The following is a 17914-nucleotide window of genomic DNA, read 5'->3' as shown; positions in this document are numbered from 1 at the left end:
GATACCTTCAGTCCCGCCGAATGCCGCAATTATCTCACCAACTCGGGGTACGGATCAATCTAATGTCATCCGACTCTAGCGACCAAGCCGACATTACGGAAGCAAAGCCTTTGCGTCCAAATGCAAATCTCGCAACCATCAAGCGCGAATTCTGCATTTGCGAACAACATTTTGTACAGCGACAAGGAAGCCGCCTTTCAGGCATCCTCTCCTAAAACTTCATGGGCCGGTCTTTTGACTGGCCTTTTTTTGTCGCGAGTCGGGAGGACGCCGATTAGTGTTTGTGGCGATCAGCGGCGTCACGCCGCTGGCCAAGGGGGCAGATCAATTGGTTGAGCCGCACCTCATCCTGCGCACCCGACGCGAAGGCGTGGCATATCCAGTCCAAGCACCGTGCCAGAAACAGCATGGCTATTCTCTCTCCAACATCTTTTTCTGGAGAATATCATAAGCGCCGTGCCGGAAAAGAGCGATAAACCGTAGCGAAACGAAATGATACGCTCCGGTACGGAGCGCTTGATCCGTTTCAAAAACGCAAAGCCCTACTGGGCCGCGCCGATTGCGCGGTAGAGGGTGATCCGGTTGCTGACGAGCGCAAGGTCCGTGGCGATGGCGGATTGGCGGGCAGTATAAAGCGCGCGCTGGCTGCTGAGCGCGGTCAGAAAACTATCGATGCCCGAGCGGTAGCGCTGCTCGGCAAGGGCGAAGGCGCGTTCGCTCGCCAGCACCAGCCGCCGCTGCGCCGCCTGCTGCGCGTCGATCGTGCCATCGCGGGCAAGCGCGTCGGCGACTTCGCGGAAGGCGGTCTGCACGGCTTTCTCATATTGCGCGACATAGAGGTCGCGCTGCGCCTTGCTGTAGGCGAGATTGCCGCGATTGGGGCCGCCGAAGATGGGCAGTCGCGCGGAAGGGCTGACCGACCAGGCAAAGGCGTCTCCGGTGAAGAGCGAGGACAGGGCGGAGCTTGCGACCCCGATTGCCGATGTGAGGCTGATCGTCGGGAACAGCGCCGCACGTGCCGCGCCGATGTCGGCGTTGGCGGCCATGAGTTGATGTTCGGCCTGCAACACGTCGGGGCGCTGGAGGAGGATGGCCGAGGATAGGCCCGCGGGCGCTCGGGCGATGGCGGGGATCAGGCTGTCGATCGGGCCGGGCAACAAGGCCTGCTCGACCGGCGCGCCGACCAGCAGGTCGATGGCGTTGCGATCCTGCGCCACCTGGGTGACATTGGCAGCAACGTCGGAGGCGGCCTGCTCGACCGTGGTTTCCGCCTGATAGACGTCGAGCTTGCCCGCCAGGCCCGCGGCGTTGAGCGAGCGGGTGAGCGCCAATGTCCGCTCGGCGCTTGCCTGCGTGCTGCGCGACAGGGCCAGTAAATCCTGGTCCGCCGCTAGCGTCGCATAGGCATCTGCCGTCTCGGCGATCAGGCTGATGCGGGTGGCGCGCGCGCCTTCCTCCGTCGCGAGATAGGATTGCAGCGCCGATTCGGTGAGGTTGCGGACGCGGCCGAACAGGTCGATTTCGAACACGCTGAAGCCGATATCGGCGCTGTAGCTGTTCTGGCGCTGGTCGTTCTGGCGGCTGAAATTTGCGCCGGCGTCCGCCGTGATCGTGGGCAGCCGCGCGGAGCGCTGCACCCGGTAGAGGCCGCGCGCCGCCTGCACATTGGCGAGCGCGGCGCGCAGATCGCGGTTGTTGGCAAGGGCACGCTCGATGATCGTGCGGAGCTTGGCATCCTGCACGAGTTCGTTCCAAGCCAGTCCGGCAGTGGCGTCCGCGCGCGGCGCATAGGCCTCGCCGGTCGGCAGTGCGGAAGGGACCGGCGCCGCCGGGCGGACATAGGGGGGCGCCAGGTTGCAGGCGGCGAGCGTGAGCAGGCTGGGCGCGATGAACAGAACGCGGGTCATGCCGGAACTCCGGCAGGTGTGAGCTTGTCGGGCCGGGGCTTGTCCGATCCGAACAGTTTCGCGATGGTGAAGAAGAAGAGCGGCACGAAGAAGATAGCGAGCAAGGTCGCGGTCGTCATGCCGCCGACCACGGCGGTGCCGATCGCCACGCGGCTCTGCGCGCCGGCCCCAGTGGCGATCGCCAGCGGGATGACGCCGACGATGAAGGCGAGCGATGTCATAAGGATCGGGCGAAAGCGTAACCGGGCGGCCTCCAGCGCGGAAGCGTAGGCGTCCTTGCCTTCGCGGTGCGCGGCTTCGGCGAACTCCACAATCAGGATCGCATTCTTGGCGGCCAGGCCCATGGTGGTGAGCAGGCCGACCTGGAAGAAGATGTTGTTTTCCAGCCCGCGCGCCCACACCGCGATCACCGCGCCGATGAGCCCCAGCGGGATGACCAGCAGCACCGCGAGAGGGATCGACCAGCTTTCGTAGAGCGCTGCGAGACAAAGGAAGACGACGAGCACCGATAGCGCGTAAAGCAGCGGCGCTTGCCCGCCCGAGAGCTGTTCCTGATAGGAGAGGCCGCTCCATGCATAGCTGGTCCCGGCGGGCAGCTGCTTTTGCAGTTCGACCATGCGGTCCATCGCCTCGCCCGAGCTTGCCCCCTCGCTCGCCTGTCCCTGAAGCTCGTAGGCGGAAAGGCCGTTAAAGCGCTGCACGCTGGTTGGCCCCATCACCCAGCGGGTGGTGGCAAAGGCGGAGAAGGGCACCATCTGCCCGGTGCCGGCGGAGCGCACCATCCAGTTGTCGAGGTCGGTCGGCAAGGCGCGATAGGGGGCGTCGGCCTGCATGAACACGCGCTTCACCCGGCCGCGATCGAGGAAATCGTTGACATAGGTGCTGCCCCAGGCCGAGCGGAGCACGTCGTCAACGTCGCGCTGGGTGAGGCCCAGCACGGAAAGCTTCTCCGAATCGATGTCGATCTTGAGCTGCGGGGTATCCTCCAGCGTGGCGGCGCGGACCCCGGCAAGCAGCGGGTCTTTCTGCGCGGCGGCGAGCAGCTGGTTGCGAAGGTCCAGGAACCGCTCGCGGGGGAGGCCGCCGCTGTTCAGCAGTTCGAAGGTGAAGCCGCTCGATTGGCCGAGTCCCCGGATCGGCGGCGGCGTCATGCCCAATATCTTGGCGTCCCGGATCGCCGACAATTGCTTGTTGACCCGCCCTGCGATGGCGGTCGCGCTGTTGGCAGCGCCCTTGCGATCCTCCCACGGTGCGAGATTGATGAAGCCTTGGCCCACATTTTCGCCCTGCCCCTGGAAACTGAATCCCGTCAGGATGAAGCTATAGGCCACATTGTCCTTCTCGTCGCTGGAGAGGTAGTTCTGCACCTGTTCGGCGACCGCCGCCGTGCGGCTCGACTTGGCGCCCGCGGGCAGGGTCATTTGCACCATGACCTGCCCCTGATCCTCGACGGGAAGGAAGCTGGACGGCAGGCGGGTGAAGATCAGCACCAAAAGGGCGAGCAGGACGGCATAGACGCCCCAGAACAGCGCGCGCCGGCCCATGACCTGCTCCGTGCGGCGGATATAGCCGTTCGTCATCCGATCGAACCAGCGGTTGAACTTGCCGGCCCAGCCTTGGTGCTTCTTGCCCGCGCTGACGGGCTTCAGCAGCGTGGCGCAGAGCGCGGGTGAGAGGATCAGCGCGACCAGCACCGACAGCAGCATCGAGGAGACGATGGTGATCGAGAATTGGCGATAGATGACGCCGGTCGATCCGCCGAAGAAGGCCATGGGCAGCAGCACCGCCGAGAGGACGAGCGCGATGCCGACCAGCGCGCCGCCGATTTCCGACATGGATACGATGGTCGCGTCGCGCGGGGACAGCCCATCCTCCTCCATCAGCCGCTCGACATTTTCAACGACGACGATCGCATCGTCCACCAGCAGGCCGATCGAGAGGACCATGCCGAACAGGGTGAGCGTGTTGATCGAATAGCCGAACAGCGCGAGGATGCCGAAGGTGCCAAGCAGCACCACCGGCACCGCGATGGCCGGGATCAGGGTCGCGCGCCAGCTTTGCAGGAAGACGAACATCACCACGACGACCAGGCCGACCGCTTCGAGCAGCGTGTGGACGACCTCCTCGACCGACAGCTTGATGAAGGGGGTGGTGTCGCGCGGATAGACGACCTTGTAACCATGCGGCAGCGCGCCGGAGAGATCGGCGACTTTTGCCTTCACCAGTTCGGCGGTCTTGAGCGCGTCCGCGCCGGGCGAGAGCTGAAGCGCCATGCCCGACGCGGGATGGCCGTTGATGCGGGCCGAGGTCGTGTAATTTTCGTTACCCAGTTCCACGCGGGCGACGTCGGACAGGTGGACGATCGACCCGTCGCTCTGGGTCTTGACGATGATGGCGCGGAACTGCTCGGGCGTCTGGAGCCGGGCGCGGGCGGTGACGGTCGCGTTGATCTGCTGTCCCTTGGGCGCGGGATCGGCGCCGATCTGCCCGGCTGATACCTCGACATTCTGCGCCGCGATCGCGCTCTGCACGTCGGAAGGCATCAGCCCCACGGCGGCGAGCTTGTAGGGATCGAGCCAGACTCGCATCGCATATTGCGACCCGAAGATGCGGGTCGATCCGATGCCGTCGATGCGGGCGATCGAATCCTGGAAATTATTGACCAGATAGTCCGCGATATCCGCCTGGCTGGCGGCGTCGGTCTCGTCATAGAGGCCGACGAGCATCAGAAAGTCGGTCTGCTGCTTGGTGACGGTCAGCCCCTGCTGCTGCACGGCGTTGGGCAAGCGGCTGAGCGCCTGCTGCACCTTGTTCTGGACCTGCACCTGCGCGGTGTCCGGATCGGTTCCTTTCTGGAAGGTCACGCTGATCTGGGCCTGGCCGTTGGACGAGGAGGAGGACGAGAAATACATGAGGCCGTCGACGCCGGTCAGTTGCTGCTCGATGACCTGGGTGACGCTCGATTCGACGGTTTCGGCGGACGCGCCGGGATAGGTGGCGCTGACCGACACGCCGGGCGGGGCGATGTCGGGATATTGGGCGATCGGCAGCGAGAGCATTGCGCCCAGGCCCGCCAGCATGATGCCGATGGCGATGACCCAGGCGAAGATCGGCCGGTCGATGAAATAGCGGCTGAGCATCGGTCCGCCCTATTTTGCGGCAGCGACGGCGACGGGCTTCACGACATCGTCGGGCCTGACCTTGTCGGTGCCCTCGACGATCAGCCGGTCGCCGGGCTTGAGGCCGGCGGTGACGAGCCATTTGTCGCCGATCGCCTGGCCGGCGGTCACGGTGCGGCGCTGGACCTTGTTGCCCTTCGTCACGACGAGCGCGGTGGCATTGCCCTTGGGGTCGCGGCTGATCCCCTGCTGCGGGGCGAGGATGGCGCGCGGGACGACTGCCTGCGGGGCGATAACGCGGACGAACATGCCGGGCAAAAGCAGCCCGTCAGGATTGGGAAAGCGTGCGCGCAGGGTGACGGTGCCGCTGTTCACGTCGACGATCGGCTCGGCGAATTCGACCCGCCCCTCGATCGGATAATCGGTGCCGTCTTCCAGCTTCAAGCGAATGGTCGCGCTCGCCGGCAGCGTCCTGCCCGCCGCGAGCGAGCGGCGCAGCTGGAGCAACTGGGCGCTCGACTGGGTGATGTCGACATAGATGGGATCAAGCTGCTGGATCGTCGTCAGCGGATCGGCCTGGCTGGTCGTCACCAGCGCACCGGGGGTGAAGAGCGTGCGGCCGATCCGCCCGCCGATCGGGGCGCGGACCAGGGTGAAATCAAGGTTGACGCTGCTGGTCTGAAGGCTGGCGCGCGCTTGCGCCACGGCCGCCTGCGCCTTGCGGGCGGCGGCGATGACGTCGTCGCGGTCCTGCGCGCTGACTGCCTCGGTCTCGCCGAGGCTGCGATAGCGCTGGGCGCGGGCCTGCGCGGCGGCGGCGGTCGCCTGCGCGCTCATCAGCGCCGCCTGCGCCTCGTCCCGCGAGGCGCGATAGAGGCGCGGGTCGATCTGGTAGAGGGGCTGGCCGGCGCGCACCATCGCGCCTTCGGTAAACAGGCGTTGCTTGATAAGGCCAGCGACCTGCGGCCGCACCTCCGACATCATGGTCGACACGGTGCGACCCGGCAGTTCGGTCGATACCGTGGCGTCCTGCGCCGTCAACGTCACCACGCCCACTTCCACCGGACCCTTCTGCGGCGGCTTTTGCTGTCCGCAGGCGGTTATCAGGAGAGAGAAAGCCAGCGGCGCGACCCGAAGGCTCTGAAGGCATGTGGGCAAGGGCATGTCGATACGCACATCCTAGGGCTTGCCAGTCGGAGCGCCGCCGCTCGCTTGTCCCGGCCGCATGGCGGGGGGGGGGGGCTTGGGGAGGGATACCATGCGGTCGGGCGCAGGGCGGACGCTCCGGCTGGCGTCGGCGGGGGGTGCCGACAGGTCTGTCATCCCCATTTCGCCAGTCACGCAAAAGAGCAATTTGTCGTCAATCTGTCGCAGCGTGGCATCGGGACGTATCGCTCTGTATCAGCCTGTATCAGGTGCGCGCGGGGGCAGACTCGGCCTCAGGACGGCGTTAGGAAGAAAGAATGCCGGACTTCAGCCCCAAAGGCGGCGCGACGATCGTGGTGGTCGATGACGACGCCGACATTCGCGATCTGATCGTCGCGCAGCTGCGGCAGCAGAATTACCGGCTGCTGGGCGCTTCGAGCATCGGCGAATTGCGAGCGCTGATGGCGGCCGAGCCGATCGACCTCATCGTCCTCGACCTCAACCTGCCCGATGGCGACGGGCTGGCGCTGTGCCGCGAATTGCGCGGCGAGGGGTCGGACGTGCAGATCATCATGGTGACGGCGCGCGGCAGCGCGATCGACCGGGTGCTGGGGCTGGAGCTGGGCGCGGACGATTATCTGACCAAGCCGTTCGAGCCGCGCGAATTGCTGGTGCGCATCCGCAACCTGCTGCGGCGGGGACGGGGCGAGAATGGCGGTGGGCGTAGCCCGGCGCGCTATGCCCATGTCGGGCCGTGGCGGCTGGACCTGCAACAGCGCCGGCTGGTCGCGCCCGATGAGCGGCTGGTGATGCTGTCGTCGGCCGAATTCCGCCTGCTCGGCCGCTTCATCGAGGAGCCCAATGTCGTGCTGGCGCGCGAGACATTGCTGCCCGAGCGGCGGGCGACGGCGGCGTTCGACCGATCGATCGACCTTCAGGTCAGCCGCCTGCGGCAGAAGCTGGCGACGATTCCCGGTGGCGGCGACCTGATCCTGACGGTGCGGGGCGAAGGCTATGTGCTGGCAAGCGGGGTGGACTATTCATGATGGCGCGCTGGGCGCTGCGGGGGCGCGCCTTCTTCCGCAGCATGGCGGGGCAGATCTTCCTCATCCTGACCCTGGGCATGTCGGTGGCGGCGATCATTGCGCTGCTGGTGGCGGAGCAGGCGCGGCACCGCGATTTCGAGCGGGTGCGGCGGCAGAGGGTGGTGGCGAGCGCGGTCGATATCGCCGAGCGGCTGCGGCGCGATCCCGTGCGCGTCGAGGCGATGATGGCGGCGCACAATATCGTCGGCGCCTATCCCGCGCCCGAGGGGGTGGCGCTGAGCGAGCCGGACGCGGGGCTGATCGATGCGCTCGAAGAGCGGTTCGGGGCGCGATCGCAGCCCGAAGCGGGGCAAGTGCCGATGGGCCTGTGCCTGCCGGAAAATCTGCGGAAGAACCGTGCTGCGGGGCTGATCGACGCGCCGCGCCCCGATTGCTGGATCGTGCGCTTCACCGACATGGGCGGGCAGCGGCGCGCCATGGCGCTGACCTTCCCGCGCATCGCCAAGCCGCCGAGCACGGTGTTCAATCCGCTCTACTTGATCGTCATCATCGTCGCGTCGGCGGGGCTGGCCATATTGGTCGGGCGCTTCGTGTCGAAGCCGTTGCGCCGGCTGGAGCGGGCGGCGGAAGCCTTTTCGCTGTCGCTCGACCCGGAGGAAATACCCGAGACGGGGCCGGAGGAAGTGCGCGCGGCGCTATCCACCTTCAACCTGATGCAGCGGCGGGCACGGGCAGGCTTTGCGGAGCGGACGCAGCTGCTCGCGGCGATCAGCCATGATCTCCAGACGCCGCTGACGCGCCTGCGGCTACGGCTGGAGCTGGTCGAGAATGGCGAGCTGCGCGAGCGGCTGCTGGCCGATCACCAGGCGATGCAGACTTTGGTGCGCGAGGGGCTGGACCTGGCCAGCAGCACCGAGGCGCGGGAGGAATGGTCGCTGCTCGACATCGATTCGCTGCTCGCCAGCATGGCCGAGGACGCGCAGGATCTGGGCCAGCCGGTGCGCTTCGTCAGCGGCTGCGGCGGGACGGTTCGGGTCAAGCCCAATGCGCTCAGCCGCTGCATCGGCAATCTGGTGGACAATGCGGTCAAATATGGCGGCGGGGCGGAGATCAGTTGCGCCCGGGGCCATGGCCGGCTGATGATCCATGTCCGCGACCATGGCGCGGGCATTCCCGCCGACCAGCTCGACCAGATGTTCGAGCCCTTCACGCGGGGGCAGGGCGGCCAGCCGGGCGGGCGGCACGGCACCGGCATCGGCCTCACCATCGCGCGGTCTCTGGCGATGAGTTTCGAGGCGTCGGTGAGGCTGCGCAATGCCGATGATGGCGGCCTGATCGCCACCATCGACATGAAAGGGTAAGGCCGGGACGGCTGAGCGTCCCGGCCCCTGCCCCGGCTTACTTCATCGTCGGAATGATGAAGCTCTGGTCGATCACGGAACCGCCGCTCGGCCAGCGCTGCGTCACCTTCTTGGTGCGGGTGTAGAAGCGCACGCCGTCCATGCCATATTGATCCATGTCGCCGAAGCCCGACCGCTTCCAGCCGCCGAAGCTGTGATAGGCGACCGGGACCGGGATCGGCACATTGATGCCGACCATGCCGACCTCCACCTCGCTGGCGAAGCGGCGGGCGGCGTCGCCGTTGCGGGTGAAGAGGGCGACACCATTGCCATATTGGTGGCGCGTGGCGAGGCCGACCGCTTCCTCGAAGCTTTCGGCGCGGACCATCTGGAGCACCGGGCCGAAAATCTCTTCCTGGTAGCTTCGCATGGTCGGCGTCACGCGGTCGAGGAAGGTGGGGGCGAGGAAATAGCCTTCCTCATAGCCCTGGAGCGAGAAGCCCCGGCCATCGACCACCAGTTCCGATCCCTCGTCCACCGCCATCTGGATATAATCCTCGATCCGCGCCTTGTGCTGGGCGCTGACGACCGGGCCATAATGGGCGTCGGCGTCGGTCGAGATGCCGACCTTGAGCGTTTCGATGCCCTCGACGATCCTGGCGCGCAGCGCTTCGGCCGTCTTCTCGCCGACCGGCACCACGACGGGGAGCGCCATGCAGCGTTCGCCGGCCGATCCATAGGCCGCGCCGAGCAGGTCGGCGACGGTCTGGTCGAGATCGGCGTCAGGCAGGACGATGCCGTGATTCTTGGCCCCGCCCATGCACTGGGCGCGCTTGCCCGCCGCGGCGGCGCGTTGATAGACATAGTTGGCGATGTCGGACGAGCCGACGAAGCTGACCGCCTTGATGTCTGGATGGTCGCAGATCGCGTCGACGATCAGCTTGTCGCCATGGACGACGTTCAGGATCCCCTTGGGCAGGCCGGCCTCGATCATCAGTTCGGCGAGGCGGACGGGGACCGAGGGATCGCGCTCCGAGGGCTTCAGGATGAAGGCGTTGCCGCAGGCGATGGCGACCGAGGACATCCAGAGCGGGATCATCGCCGGGAAGTTGAAGGGGGTGATGCCGGCCGCGATGCCGAGCGGCTGGCGCATCGAATAGACGTCGATGCCGGGGCCAGCGCCCTGTGTATATTCGCCCTTCAGCAGATGGGGGATGCCGCAGGCGAATTCCACGACCTCCAGCCCGCGCTGGATGTCGCCCTTCGCGTCGGACACGACCTTGCCATGTTCGGAGGCGAGCAGTTCGGCGAGTTCGTCCATATGCGCTTCGATCAGCGCCTTGTAGGCGAACATGACGCGGGCGCGGCGCTGCGGGTTGGTGGCGGCCCATTCGGGCTGCGCCGCCTTCGCGCTGGCGATGGCGCGGTCCAGCATGGCGATGTCGGCGAGTTCGACCTGCGCCTGCACCTGGCCGATGGTGGGGGCATAGACGTCGCCCAGACGGTCGGGCTGCGAGACGGTCTGGCCGTCGATGAAGTGGCTGATCAGACGCATGGCGGCTCTCCTGTGGCGTGATGCTTGTGCAGGATGGCGGTTTAGTCCATGCAAATTGCCACAGGAACATAGGAAATTGCCGATAGGGCTGTGCATATATGTCGGCACTGAACTGGGATGATGTCCGCCTCTTCCTGGCGGTGGCGCGGACGGCGCGGCTGGCCGGGGCAGGGCGGCGGCTGGGGCTCGACCATAGCACGGTGGCGCGGCGGCTCAGCAATCTGGAGGCCGCGGTGGGGAGCCGGCTGTTCGACCGGGGGCCGCGCGGCGTGCAGCTGACCGAGGCGGGGCAGAAGCTGCTCGACCATGCCGAACGGATCGAGGGCGAGATGGCGGCCGCGACCGAGATGCTGGGCGGCGGGGACGCGCGGGTGACGGGCGCGGTGCGGCTGGCGACGCCCGAGGCGTTCGGCGCCTATCTGGTCGCGCCGCAAATCCACAGGCTGCACCGGGCGCACCCCGAATTGCGGCTGGAGCTGGCGCCCGAGTCGCGAATGGTGAGCCTGGCCAACCGGGACGCGGATGTCGCGGTGCTGCTCAACCGGCCGGTAAGTGGCCCGGTGGTGGCGCGGCGCCTGATCGACTATCGGCTGGGGCTCTATGCCTCGCGCGCCTATCTGGAGGCGCATGGTCCGGTAACGGCGGATCGTCTGTCCGATCATCCCTTCGCCTGGTACATCGACGCGCGGATCGACATTCCCGAGCTGCGCTTCCTGTCGGAAGTATCGGCCGATGCGACCCCGGTGTTCCGGTCGACATCGATCGCGGCGCAGCATGCGGCGGTGGCGGGGGGATTTGGCCTTGGGGTGCTGCACCTGTTCGCCGCCGAGCATGATCCCGCGCTGGTTCGGCTGCTGCCCGAGGTCGAGATACACCGCAGCTATTGGCTGGCGGTCCATGCCGACATGCAGCGGTTGCCCAGGGTCCGGGCGGTGATGGATTTCATCGATGCGGTGGTGGCGGACAGGCGGGCCGATTTCTGATTTGGACAGCGAGCTGGACAGTTGTTTGGCGGTTTCCAGGACGCACTATTTAACATAATTTTGGTTATCGCACTTTGTTAGCACAGGGTCTTGGGCGGTCTTCAGAGGCTGAGTTGGGGCGGGGCGGGGCGGGGGGGCAGCGGGAACAGCAGGTCGCCCTGGAGCGGGGACGGGCCGGCCGCCGGGCCGCTCAAGAGGGCGTCGAAATAGGCGATGGTGCGGGTAAGCCCTTCACGCAGCGGGATTTTCGGGCTCCAGCCAAGGTCCGCCCGCGCGCGCGTGATGTCCGGGCGTCGCTGGCGCGGGTCGTCGGCGGGAAGCGGCTTGCGGATCAGGGCGGATTGGGAGCCGGTGAGGTCCAGCACGGTTTCAGCGAGATCGCGGATGGTGAATTCGCCCGGATTGCCGATGTTGATCGGGCCGGTGATGGCGTCCGCGCTGTCCATCAGGCGGATGAGGCCATCGACCAGATCGTCGACATAGCAGAAGGACCGGGTCTGCGCGCCGTCGCCATAGAGGGTGATGGGCTGGCCGGTCAGCGCCTGGCAGATGAAGTTGGAGACAACGCGCCCGTCCGCCGGGTCCATGCGCGGGCCGTAGCTGTTGAAGATGCGCGCGACCTTGATCCGCACCCGCCCCTGCCGGTGATAGTCGAAGAAGAGCGTTTCGGCGCAGCGCTTCCCCTCGTCATAGCAGGCGCGCGGGCCGATGGGATTGACATGGCCCCAATAATCCTCCGGCTGCGGGTGGACGGCGGGATCGCCATAGACTTCGCTGGTCGAGGCTTGCAGGATTTTCGCGCCGGTGCGCTTGGCAAGGCCCAGCATGTTGATCGCGCCATGGACGCTGGTCTTGGTCGTTTGCACCGGGTTGATGCGATATTGCAGCGGGGACGCCGGGCAGGCGAGATTGTAGATCTCGTCCACTTCGACATAGAGCGGCACGGTCACGTCATGGCGCATGAACTCGAAATTGCGCCGGTCGAGCAACTGGGTGAGGTTGCTGCGCGATCCGGTGAAGAGATTGTCGACGCACAAAACGTCATGCCCCGCCGCCACCAGCCGGTCGCACAGATGCGAGCCGAGGAAGCCCGCCCCGCCGGTCACGAGTATCTTCTTGACGCCCTTGTTCATGGCCTTGCCTCCTGTCGGTTCAGAATGGATGCGGTCATCGCCGCGAGGTAGCGGCGGGAAAAGCGCGCCATGGCGCGATGGTCGGGATTGCGGCGGAGTGCGCCCAGCAGGCTGAAGGCCACCCAGCGCGCGGCATAACCGATGAACAGGATCGCGTCGTAGGCGGCGCGGGCGAGCGGCCCCCTGCCCTGACGGAAGAAGAAGCGCGGGCCCTTGTAAACGCTGGCGAGCACGTCCAGCGACGATTGGCGCGAAAAGCTCGCCCCATGATGGTGGGTGATGCTCTGCCGGGCGGAATAGACCACGCGCCAGCCGGCTTTGGCGACGCGCTGGCACAGTTCCATATCCTCGCCGAACATGAAGAAGGCGGGGTGGAAGATGGTCGGGCCGACGGCTTCGCGACGGAAGGTGAGCGACGCGCCCGATACCCAGTCGATGGCCCGCACGCCGGGCGGGTCGTCGTCCAGATAGACGGCAGGTGGCCGCCAGCGGCGGGGCAGCAGCCGGCCGAGAAAGAGATAGTTGCAGGCGAGGTTGGCGAGGGTCGGGAACGCGCCGCCGCTCGCCCGCTGGAAACTGCCGTCGCTGTTGCGCAGGCGCGAGCCGAGGATGCCGATCGCGGCGTCCTCCTCGATCGTGGCGAGCATCGCGGCGATGGCGTCGGGATCGACGACCGTGTCGGGATTGAGCAGCATGACGATGGGGGCGGCGGTCGCCTCGTATCCAAGCTGGCAGCCGCGCGCGAAGCCGAGATTCGCGCCGCTTTTGATCAGGCGGACCCAAGGGAAGTCCCGGCCCACCATGGCACCGCTGCCATCGTGCGAGGCGTTGTCGACGACGATGGTGTCGACGGCGGCGTCGGGCAGGCCGGTGCTGGCGGCGAGGGCGGTGAGGCATTCGCGCAGCAGGTCGCGGACATTCCAATTGACGATGACGATGGCGAGGCGGGCGGTCATGGCATCATGCTCCGGTAAAGGGTGCCCCAGGCGGGGCGCAGGGCGGGCCAGGCATAGGTGGTGCGGGCATAGCCCTGCATGCGCCGGGCGCTGCGCTCGGCCGGGTCGAGCCGCAAGCGGGCGAGGGCGGCGGCGAGCGCGCCGGGCGCTGTCATGTCGATCCAGCAGGCGGGGTTGGGCAGCAGCCAGCGGAAATGGGGGGCGTCGTGGGTCAGGACGGGGAGGCCGGCGGCGGCGGCCTCCACGATGGCGATGCCGAACGCCTCGAACGTGGCGGCATGGGGCATGACGTCGGCGAGGGCGAGGAGATCGGCGACCTGCTCGGTTGGGACATGGGTGACGCGGACATTGTCGCCCAGTCGCGCCCGGGCATAAGCGGGGAGGTCCGGGTCGCCATGGTCGAGGCTGCCGTCGAGCCAGAGAAGGGGGTCGCCCGGCATGGCGGCGACTTCGTCGATCAGATGATGGGTGCGCTTATGCGCGCGGTTGAGCGCGGCGACGCAGAGGATGACGAAGCGGTCGGGGGCGATGCCGTGGCGGGCGCGCAATGTCGCGCGGTCCGTGCTGGGCGTGAAGCGGCGGGGCCGGTAGCCGCAGGGGATGAGGGTCATGGCGCGGGGGTCGTGGCCGTGCGCCACGGCGTCGCTCAGCGTCGCCGCCGACATCTGGTGCAGCCGGTCGCAGGGGGGATAGTCGGCGGGCGGCATCGCCGTGCCCTCCGTATAGAGGAGGCGGAAGCGCAGGCGCAGCAGGCGGCGCAGGTGGAACAGCAGGCGCGCGAGGGGCGGGTCGATCACATGGACGATGTCGTAGCGGCCGGCGGTCAGATGCGGCAGCAGCGCGAGCGCGAAGGTCAGGCATTCGGCGTGCATCGGGGTGCGGCCGATCAGGCGGTGGAGCGGCAGGTAGCCGATTGCTCGCCCGCCGCGCGCGAGGAAGGGGAGGGTGACTTCGTCAGGCGATTTTGGTCCGCCGCCTTTGAAGAGAGTCATGGTGAACTCGCCGCGCATCTCGTCGAACAGGTCGCGGAACAGCCGCTCGAAGCCGCGCTGGACGAGGCCGACGCCGGGACAGGCGATAGCTATGCGGGGGGTGGTCATGCGGGCCGCTCCTGCGGGCGGAGGGTGGCGAGGCGGCGGTGGGAGAGGGCGAGCGTCGCCACGCAGGTCAGCAGCGCGGCGAGCGCGCCGCCGGCGAGCGTGCCGGCAAGGGGTGTCGCGCCGATCAGCAGCGTCAGGAGGATGGCGGCTCCGGCCGCGCGCGCGACCGGCGACCAGTCGAGCCGGACCCCGGTGCTGGATTGCGCCAGCGCCGAGACCGCCAGCGTGCCGAGCGTGAATTCGATCGCGAGATAGCCGATCGCCGCACCCAGCGCGCCAAAGCGCGGCACGAGCAGGAGAAGCGCGGCGCATTGCGCGATGAGTGCGGCGAGGGTGAGGCGCATCGCCCTGCCCTGTCGCCCCGCGATCAGGATCAGCGGCGACATGGCGGTGGTGACGGCGCGGGCGAGCAGCACCCAGGCCATGAGCCGCAACAGCGGCGCGGCGGCGGCGAAATCGGGGCCAAGCAGGCGCATGATCGCTTCGGCCGCGACATGGAGACCGGCAAAGAGCGGGGCGGCGAGCGCCATGGCGAGGAGCAGCGCATCCTGCTGGGTGCGGGCGAAGGCGGCGGGGTCGCGCCGCGACTGGCCCGAAAGAACGGGGAAGAAGGCGCCGTTCAGCGCCTGGATCGCGACCAGCGCGGGGCTGGTGAAGCGGCTGGCGGCGGCGAAGAGCGCGACCGCGCGCCAGTCGGTGAGGCGCGCAAGCAGCAGCGGGGCGAGCGCGTCGTAAAGGAGGACGAGGAGACCGGCGAAGCCCAAGGGCGCGGCGCGGCGGGCGAGGTGGAGAGGATCGAGGGCGTGGCGGGCAGGATGCCCCAGCGGGCCGGCCCAGCGGATCGTCAGCACGGCTTGCAGCAGGCGGCCGGCGGCGAGGCTGGCGATCAGGAGCGGGAGCGGCGCATGGGCAAGGCTGGCGAGGAAAAGGAGCGGGAGCATCAGTGCGACGCCCGCAAGCTCCGCACCGATGTCGCGGTCCATCCGCAGCGCGAGGCGCAGCGCGACGCGGGCAGGCTGGAGCGCGGCGATGGCGAGAATGGCGACGCTGCCCGCGCAGCCGGCGAGCACCAATGCTCCCTGGCCGCTCACGAGCAGCAGCAGCGGCAGGGCGAACGCGGTGGCGGTCCCCTGCCATAGCTTTGCGCGGGCAAGCGCGGCGAGGGTCGCGGCGCGGCGGTGGGGGCGGCGGGCCATGTCGCGGACGGCGATGTCGGTCTGGCCGAAATCGACCAGCCATTCGGCGATGCCGATGAGGCTGAGAAGGAGGGCGTAGGCGCCGAAGCTCTCCGCCCCGGCAAGCCGCGCGACGGCGAGCGCGGCGAGCATCCGCGCGGCGGAGAGGAGGATGCGGCCGGCGATCAGGCTGAGGCCGTTGCGGATGAGGCGGCTCATGGCGCAAGCCTCCGCCGACAGCGGTCGATCGCGACGAGGATCGCGGCGAGAATCCAGAAGGTCCGGCCGGCCGGCATCTGGCGCAGGAAGAAGCTGCCGAAGCCGTCGATCATGTTGGCGCAGAGGCCCGCGAGCGCGCCGGCGTTGAGCGCGTGAAGCATGGGATCGACGCGCGCGCGGGCGTTGCGCCAGCCGGTGCGGAGCATCAGCGCCAGCATCAGGAGAAAGAGGGCGAGGCCGATCGTGCCCTGCTCCGCCCAGATCAGCAGGTAGATGTCGTGGACCACCGGCCAGTTCGCGCCGAAGCTGCGCGTCAGCCCTTCGGCACCGCCATGCGCCGTGCGGCCGGGGAGGTGATAGACGAAGCTGTTGAGGCCGACGCCGGTCAGCGGATGATCGCGCACCATGTCCCAGGCGACGCCCATCCATTCCCAGCGGAAATCGACCGCGCCCGGATCGCTGCGGGTGAAGCGGCGCACGATGGCGGGGGCGGCCGCGAGCGCGGCGATCAGGCCGATCGTGCCGGCGAGCGCGGTGACGGCAAGGGTGCGGCGGCGGGACGCGCGATCGCGCAGCATCAGGCCGATGGCGACCGGCAGCGCAAGCGCGAAAGCGAGCCAGCCCGAGCGCGACAGGGTGAGGAGCAGCGCCAGCAGGGAGAGGCCAAGCACCGCACCGATGGCGGCCTTCGCCGGGAGTGTCAGCCGGGTCATCAGCATCGCCAGCAGCATCGGCGCGAGCATCGCGAGGAAGCCGGCAAGGATGTTGGGATGGCCGAGCAGGCCGCCGACGCGAAAGGTCGCGCCGCCATCCATGTATGTCGCGCGGTTGGCGTAATCGAGTGTCGTCATCGTCGCTTCGCCAAGCATCTGAAGGCCGATGTCGCCGCGCTTCACATATTGGGCGATGCCAACGGCCGACTGGAGCAGCAGGCCGCAGCAGAGCGAGGCGAACAGGTGCAGGAAGCGGGGAACGCGGACTAGTTCGGCGGCGAGGATGAGGAAGAGGAAGAGCGACTTGGCCATCTGCGCCGCTTCGGCAAGGGCTAGCTGGCGCCAGGGGCCTGCGAGCGCGTCCAGCAGGCCGAGCAGGATCATGCCGGCCCAGCAGAGCGCGGGGAGCGGGAGCCGCATACGGATGCCGTCGCGCAGCTGGAACAGGGCAAGAGCGGCGAGGAAGATGTCCACCGCCTCGATCGCATAGGCCCCGGCCCCGCCCATATGCGGCATGGGCGAGAAACGCTTGGCGATCGCGAGCGGCGCGGTGAGGCCGACGCCCCAGAGGCAGGCGAGGCGGGGATTGCCGCTGGCCCAGAGTCCGCCGCCGAGCAGCGCTGCCCCGGCGAGCGCCAGCGGCGCGCGGGCGGCCGTTCCGCCGGCGACGATCAGCGCGGCGGGCAGCGCTGCGGCGAGGGCGAGCGGCAGGGTCGCGCGGGGCGGCCGCGTGTCAGTCGCCATGGCGCGATCCGCGCGTGGCGAGGATGATGCCGGCCGGCGCGATGCCGCTCGCCGCATAGAGGGCGCGGGCGGTGTCGAGCCGGGCCATAGGGGTGCGGCCTTCCTCCGCCACCAGGGCGACGCAGTCGGCGCGGGCGGCAAGCGCCAGGTTGCGGGTGTCGGCGGCGATCGAGCGCTGCTGGATCAGCAGATGGTCGAAATGGCGCGTCAGGAAGGGCAGCATCGCCGCCAGCCGATCGGGCCTGCCGCTGGCGGGGTTCTGTCCCGCCGGCAGGAGATAGAGGTCGGGACGGGCGAGCATCCGCATCCGCTCGACCGCGAGCCAGGGGTCGTCGCCGATGATGTCGGACAGACCGGCCGCGCCGGTGGCGCCCAGCGGGGCGCTGATCCCGTCCTGCGCCAGCGTCGCGTCGATGAGGAGAAGCCGGCCGCGCAGTTCGTCCTGGAGCATGGCGGCGAGCAGCAGCAGCGTGTCGTTGGCGGCAGAGGCCGGGCATTCGGCGCTGACGACCAGGATGCGCGGCCCCTGCTGTCCCGCAAGGCGGCGGACGAGGTGGCGATAGTCTCGGGAGGCAGGCGCCGCCGGGGGCGGCGCGAGGCGGGCGGCGGGAGCCGCGATAGGATCAGCCGGACGCCAGACCACGGCATAACCTCGCGGCACCGCCCGCCAACGCGCGCCGGGCCGTTGCACCAGGTCGGTCGCGCAGTCGCGGCACCGCGCAAAGCCGATGCCGCCATTCCAGGTCGCTGCCTGATCCGCGCGATGAAAACCCAATGT

At 68.2% G+C, this 17914-nt stretch carries 14 protein-coding genes; 4 read left to right on the top strand and 10 right to left on the bottom strand.

Annotated features, from left to right (window positions below):
* Nucleotides 1–215, top strand: a 215-nt coding sequence (locus ACETPF_RS16250; RefSeq protein ID WP_373935596.1) for a hypothetical protein, incomplete at its 5' end; no start/stop codon positions are given.
* 327 nt (nt 216–542) lie between these two features.
* On the opposite strand, the gene ACETPF_RS16245 is transcribed toward ACETPF_RS16250, so the two are convergent.
* From ACETPF_RS16245 to ACETPF_RS16235, 3 genes are read right to left on the bottom strand one after another with little or no spacing between them, the layout of a single operon-like run.
* Complete coding sequence (locus ACETPF_RS16245; RefSeq protein WP_373935595.1) at nt 543–1907, bottom strand: efflux transporter outer membrane subunit; 1365 nt, start codon at nt 1905–1907, stop codon at nt 543–545.
* Nucleotides 1904–5047, bottom strand: coding sequence for an efflux RND transporter permease subunit (locus ACETPF_RS16240; RefSeq protein WP_373935594.1), 3144 nt, complete (start codon nt 5045–5047; stop codon nt 1904–1906). Before ACETPF_RS16240 ends, ACETPF_RS16245 begins: the two co-directional genes overlap by 4 nt.
* Nucleotides 5048–5056: 9 nt before the next feature.
* On the bottom strand, nt 5057–6190 hold the full coding sequence (locus tag ACETPF_RS16235; RefSeq protein WP_373935593.1) for an efflux RND transporter periplasmic adaptor subunit: 1134 nt from the start codon (nt 6188–6190) through the stop codon (nt 5057–5059).
* A gap of 299 nt (nt 6191–6489) precedes the next feature.
* Between ACETPF_RS16235 and ACETPF_RS16230 the strand changes: the two genes are divergently transcribed.
* Nucleotides 6490–7218, top strand: coding sequence for a response regulator (locus ACETPF_RS16230; protein ID WP_373935592.1), 729 nt, complete (start codon nt 6490–6492; stop codon nt 7216–7218).
* Nucleotides 7215–8579 carry an ATP-binding protein gene (locus tag ACETPF_RS16225; RefSeq protein ID WP_373935591.1) on the top strand — a complete coding sequence of 455 codons (1365 nt, stop codon included), beginning with the start codon at nt 7215–7217 and terminating at the stop codon, nt 8577–8579. Before ACETPF_RS16230 ends, ACETPF_RS16225 begins: the two co-directional genes overlap by 4 nt.
* A 37-nt stretch (nt 8580–8616) precedes the next feature.
* On the opposite strand, the gene ACETPF_RS16220 is transcribed toward ACETPF_RS16225, so the two are convergent.
* A complete protein-coding gene (locus ACETPF_RS16220; RefSeq protein WP_373935590.1) occupies nt 8617–10113 on the bottom strand; it encodes a CoA-acylating methylmalonate-semialdehyde dehydrogenase in 1497 nt (498 codons plus the stop codon).
* A gap of 98 nt (nt 10114–10211) precedes the next feature.
* Between ACETPF_RS16220 and ACETPF_RS16215 the strand changes: the two genes are divergently transcribed.
* Entirely contained in the window at nt 10212–11096 is an 885-nt protein-coding gene (locus ACETPF_RS16215; protein WP_373935589.1) for a LysR family transcriptional regulator, read from the top strand.
* A 101-nt stretch (nt 11097–11197) separates the two neighbouring features.
* Here the strand turns inward: ACETPF_RS16215 and ACETPF_RS16210 are convergent, their stop codons facing one another.
* From ACETPF_RS16210 to ACETPF_RS16185, 6 genes are read right to left on the bottom strand one after another with little or no spacing between them, the layout of a single operon-like run.
* Complete coding sequence (locus ACETPF_RS16210; RefSeq protein ID WP_373935588.1) at nt 11198–12229, bottom strand: UDP-glucuronic acid decarboxylase family protein; 1032 nt, start codon at nt 12227–12229, stop codon at nt 11198–11200.
* Entirely contained in the window at nt 12226–13185 is a 960-nt protein-coding gene (locus ACETPF_RS16205; RefSeq protein WP_373935587.1) for a glycosyltransferase family 2 protein, read from the bottom strand. Before ACETPF_RS16205 ends, ACETPF_RS16210 begins: the two co-directional genes overlap by 4 nt.
* Complete coding sequence (locus ACETPF_RS16200; protein ID WP_373935586.1) at nt 13182–14285, bottom strand: glycosyltransferase family 4 protein; 1104 nt, start codon at nt 14283–14285, stop codon at nt 13182–13184. Before ACETPF_RS16200 ends, ACETPF_RS16205 begins: the two co-directional genes overlap by 4 nt.
* On the bottom strand, nt 14282–15679 hold the full coding sequence (locus ACETPF_RS16195) for a lipopolysaccharide biosynthesis protein (RefSeq protein WP_373935585.1): 1398 nt from the start codon (nt 15677–15679) through the stop codon (nt 14282–14284). The genes ACETPF_RS16200 and ACETPF_RS16195 overlap by 4 nt, the downstream gene beginning before the upstream one ends.
* Nucleotides 15676–17136, bottom strand: a complete 1461-nt coding sequence (locus tag ACETPF_RS16190) for an O-antigen ligase family protein (RefSeq protein ID WP_373935584.1) — start codon at nt 17134–17136, stop codon at nt 15676–15678. The genes ACETPF_RS16195 and ACETPF_RS16190 overlap by 4 nt, the downstream gene beginning before the upstream one ends.
* The gene (locus ACETPF_RS16185) at nt 17126–17911 is read right to left on the bottom strand and encodes a P-loop NTPase family protein (protein WP_373935583.1); all 786 of its coding nucleotides are present in this window, start codon (nt 17909–17911) and stop codon (nt 17126–17128) included. Before ACETPF_RS16185 ends, ACETPF_RS16190 begins: the two co-directional genes overlap by 11 nt.
* Nucleotides 17912–17914: the final 3 nt, after the last annotated feature.

Origin of the sequence: Sphingobium agrisoli (genome assembly GCF_041877245.1) — a bacterium.
Classification (GTDB): Bacteria; Pseudomonadota; Alphaproteobacteria; order Sphingomonadales; family Sphingomonadaceae; genus Sphingobium.
Note: the sequence above shows the minus strand (reverse complement) of the source record. Positions and strands in the feature narration are given on the sequence as shown.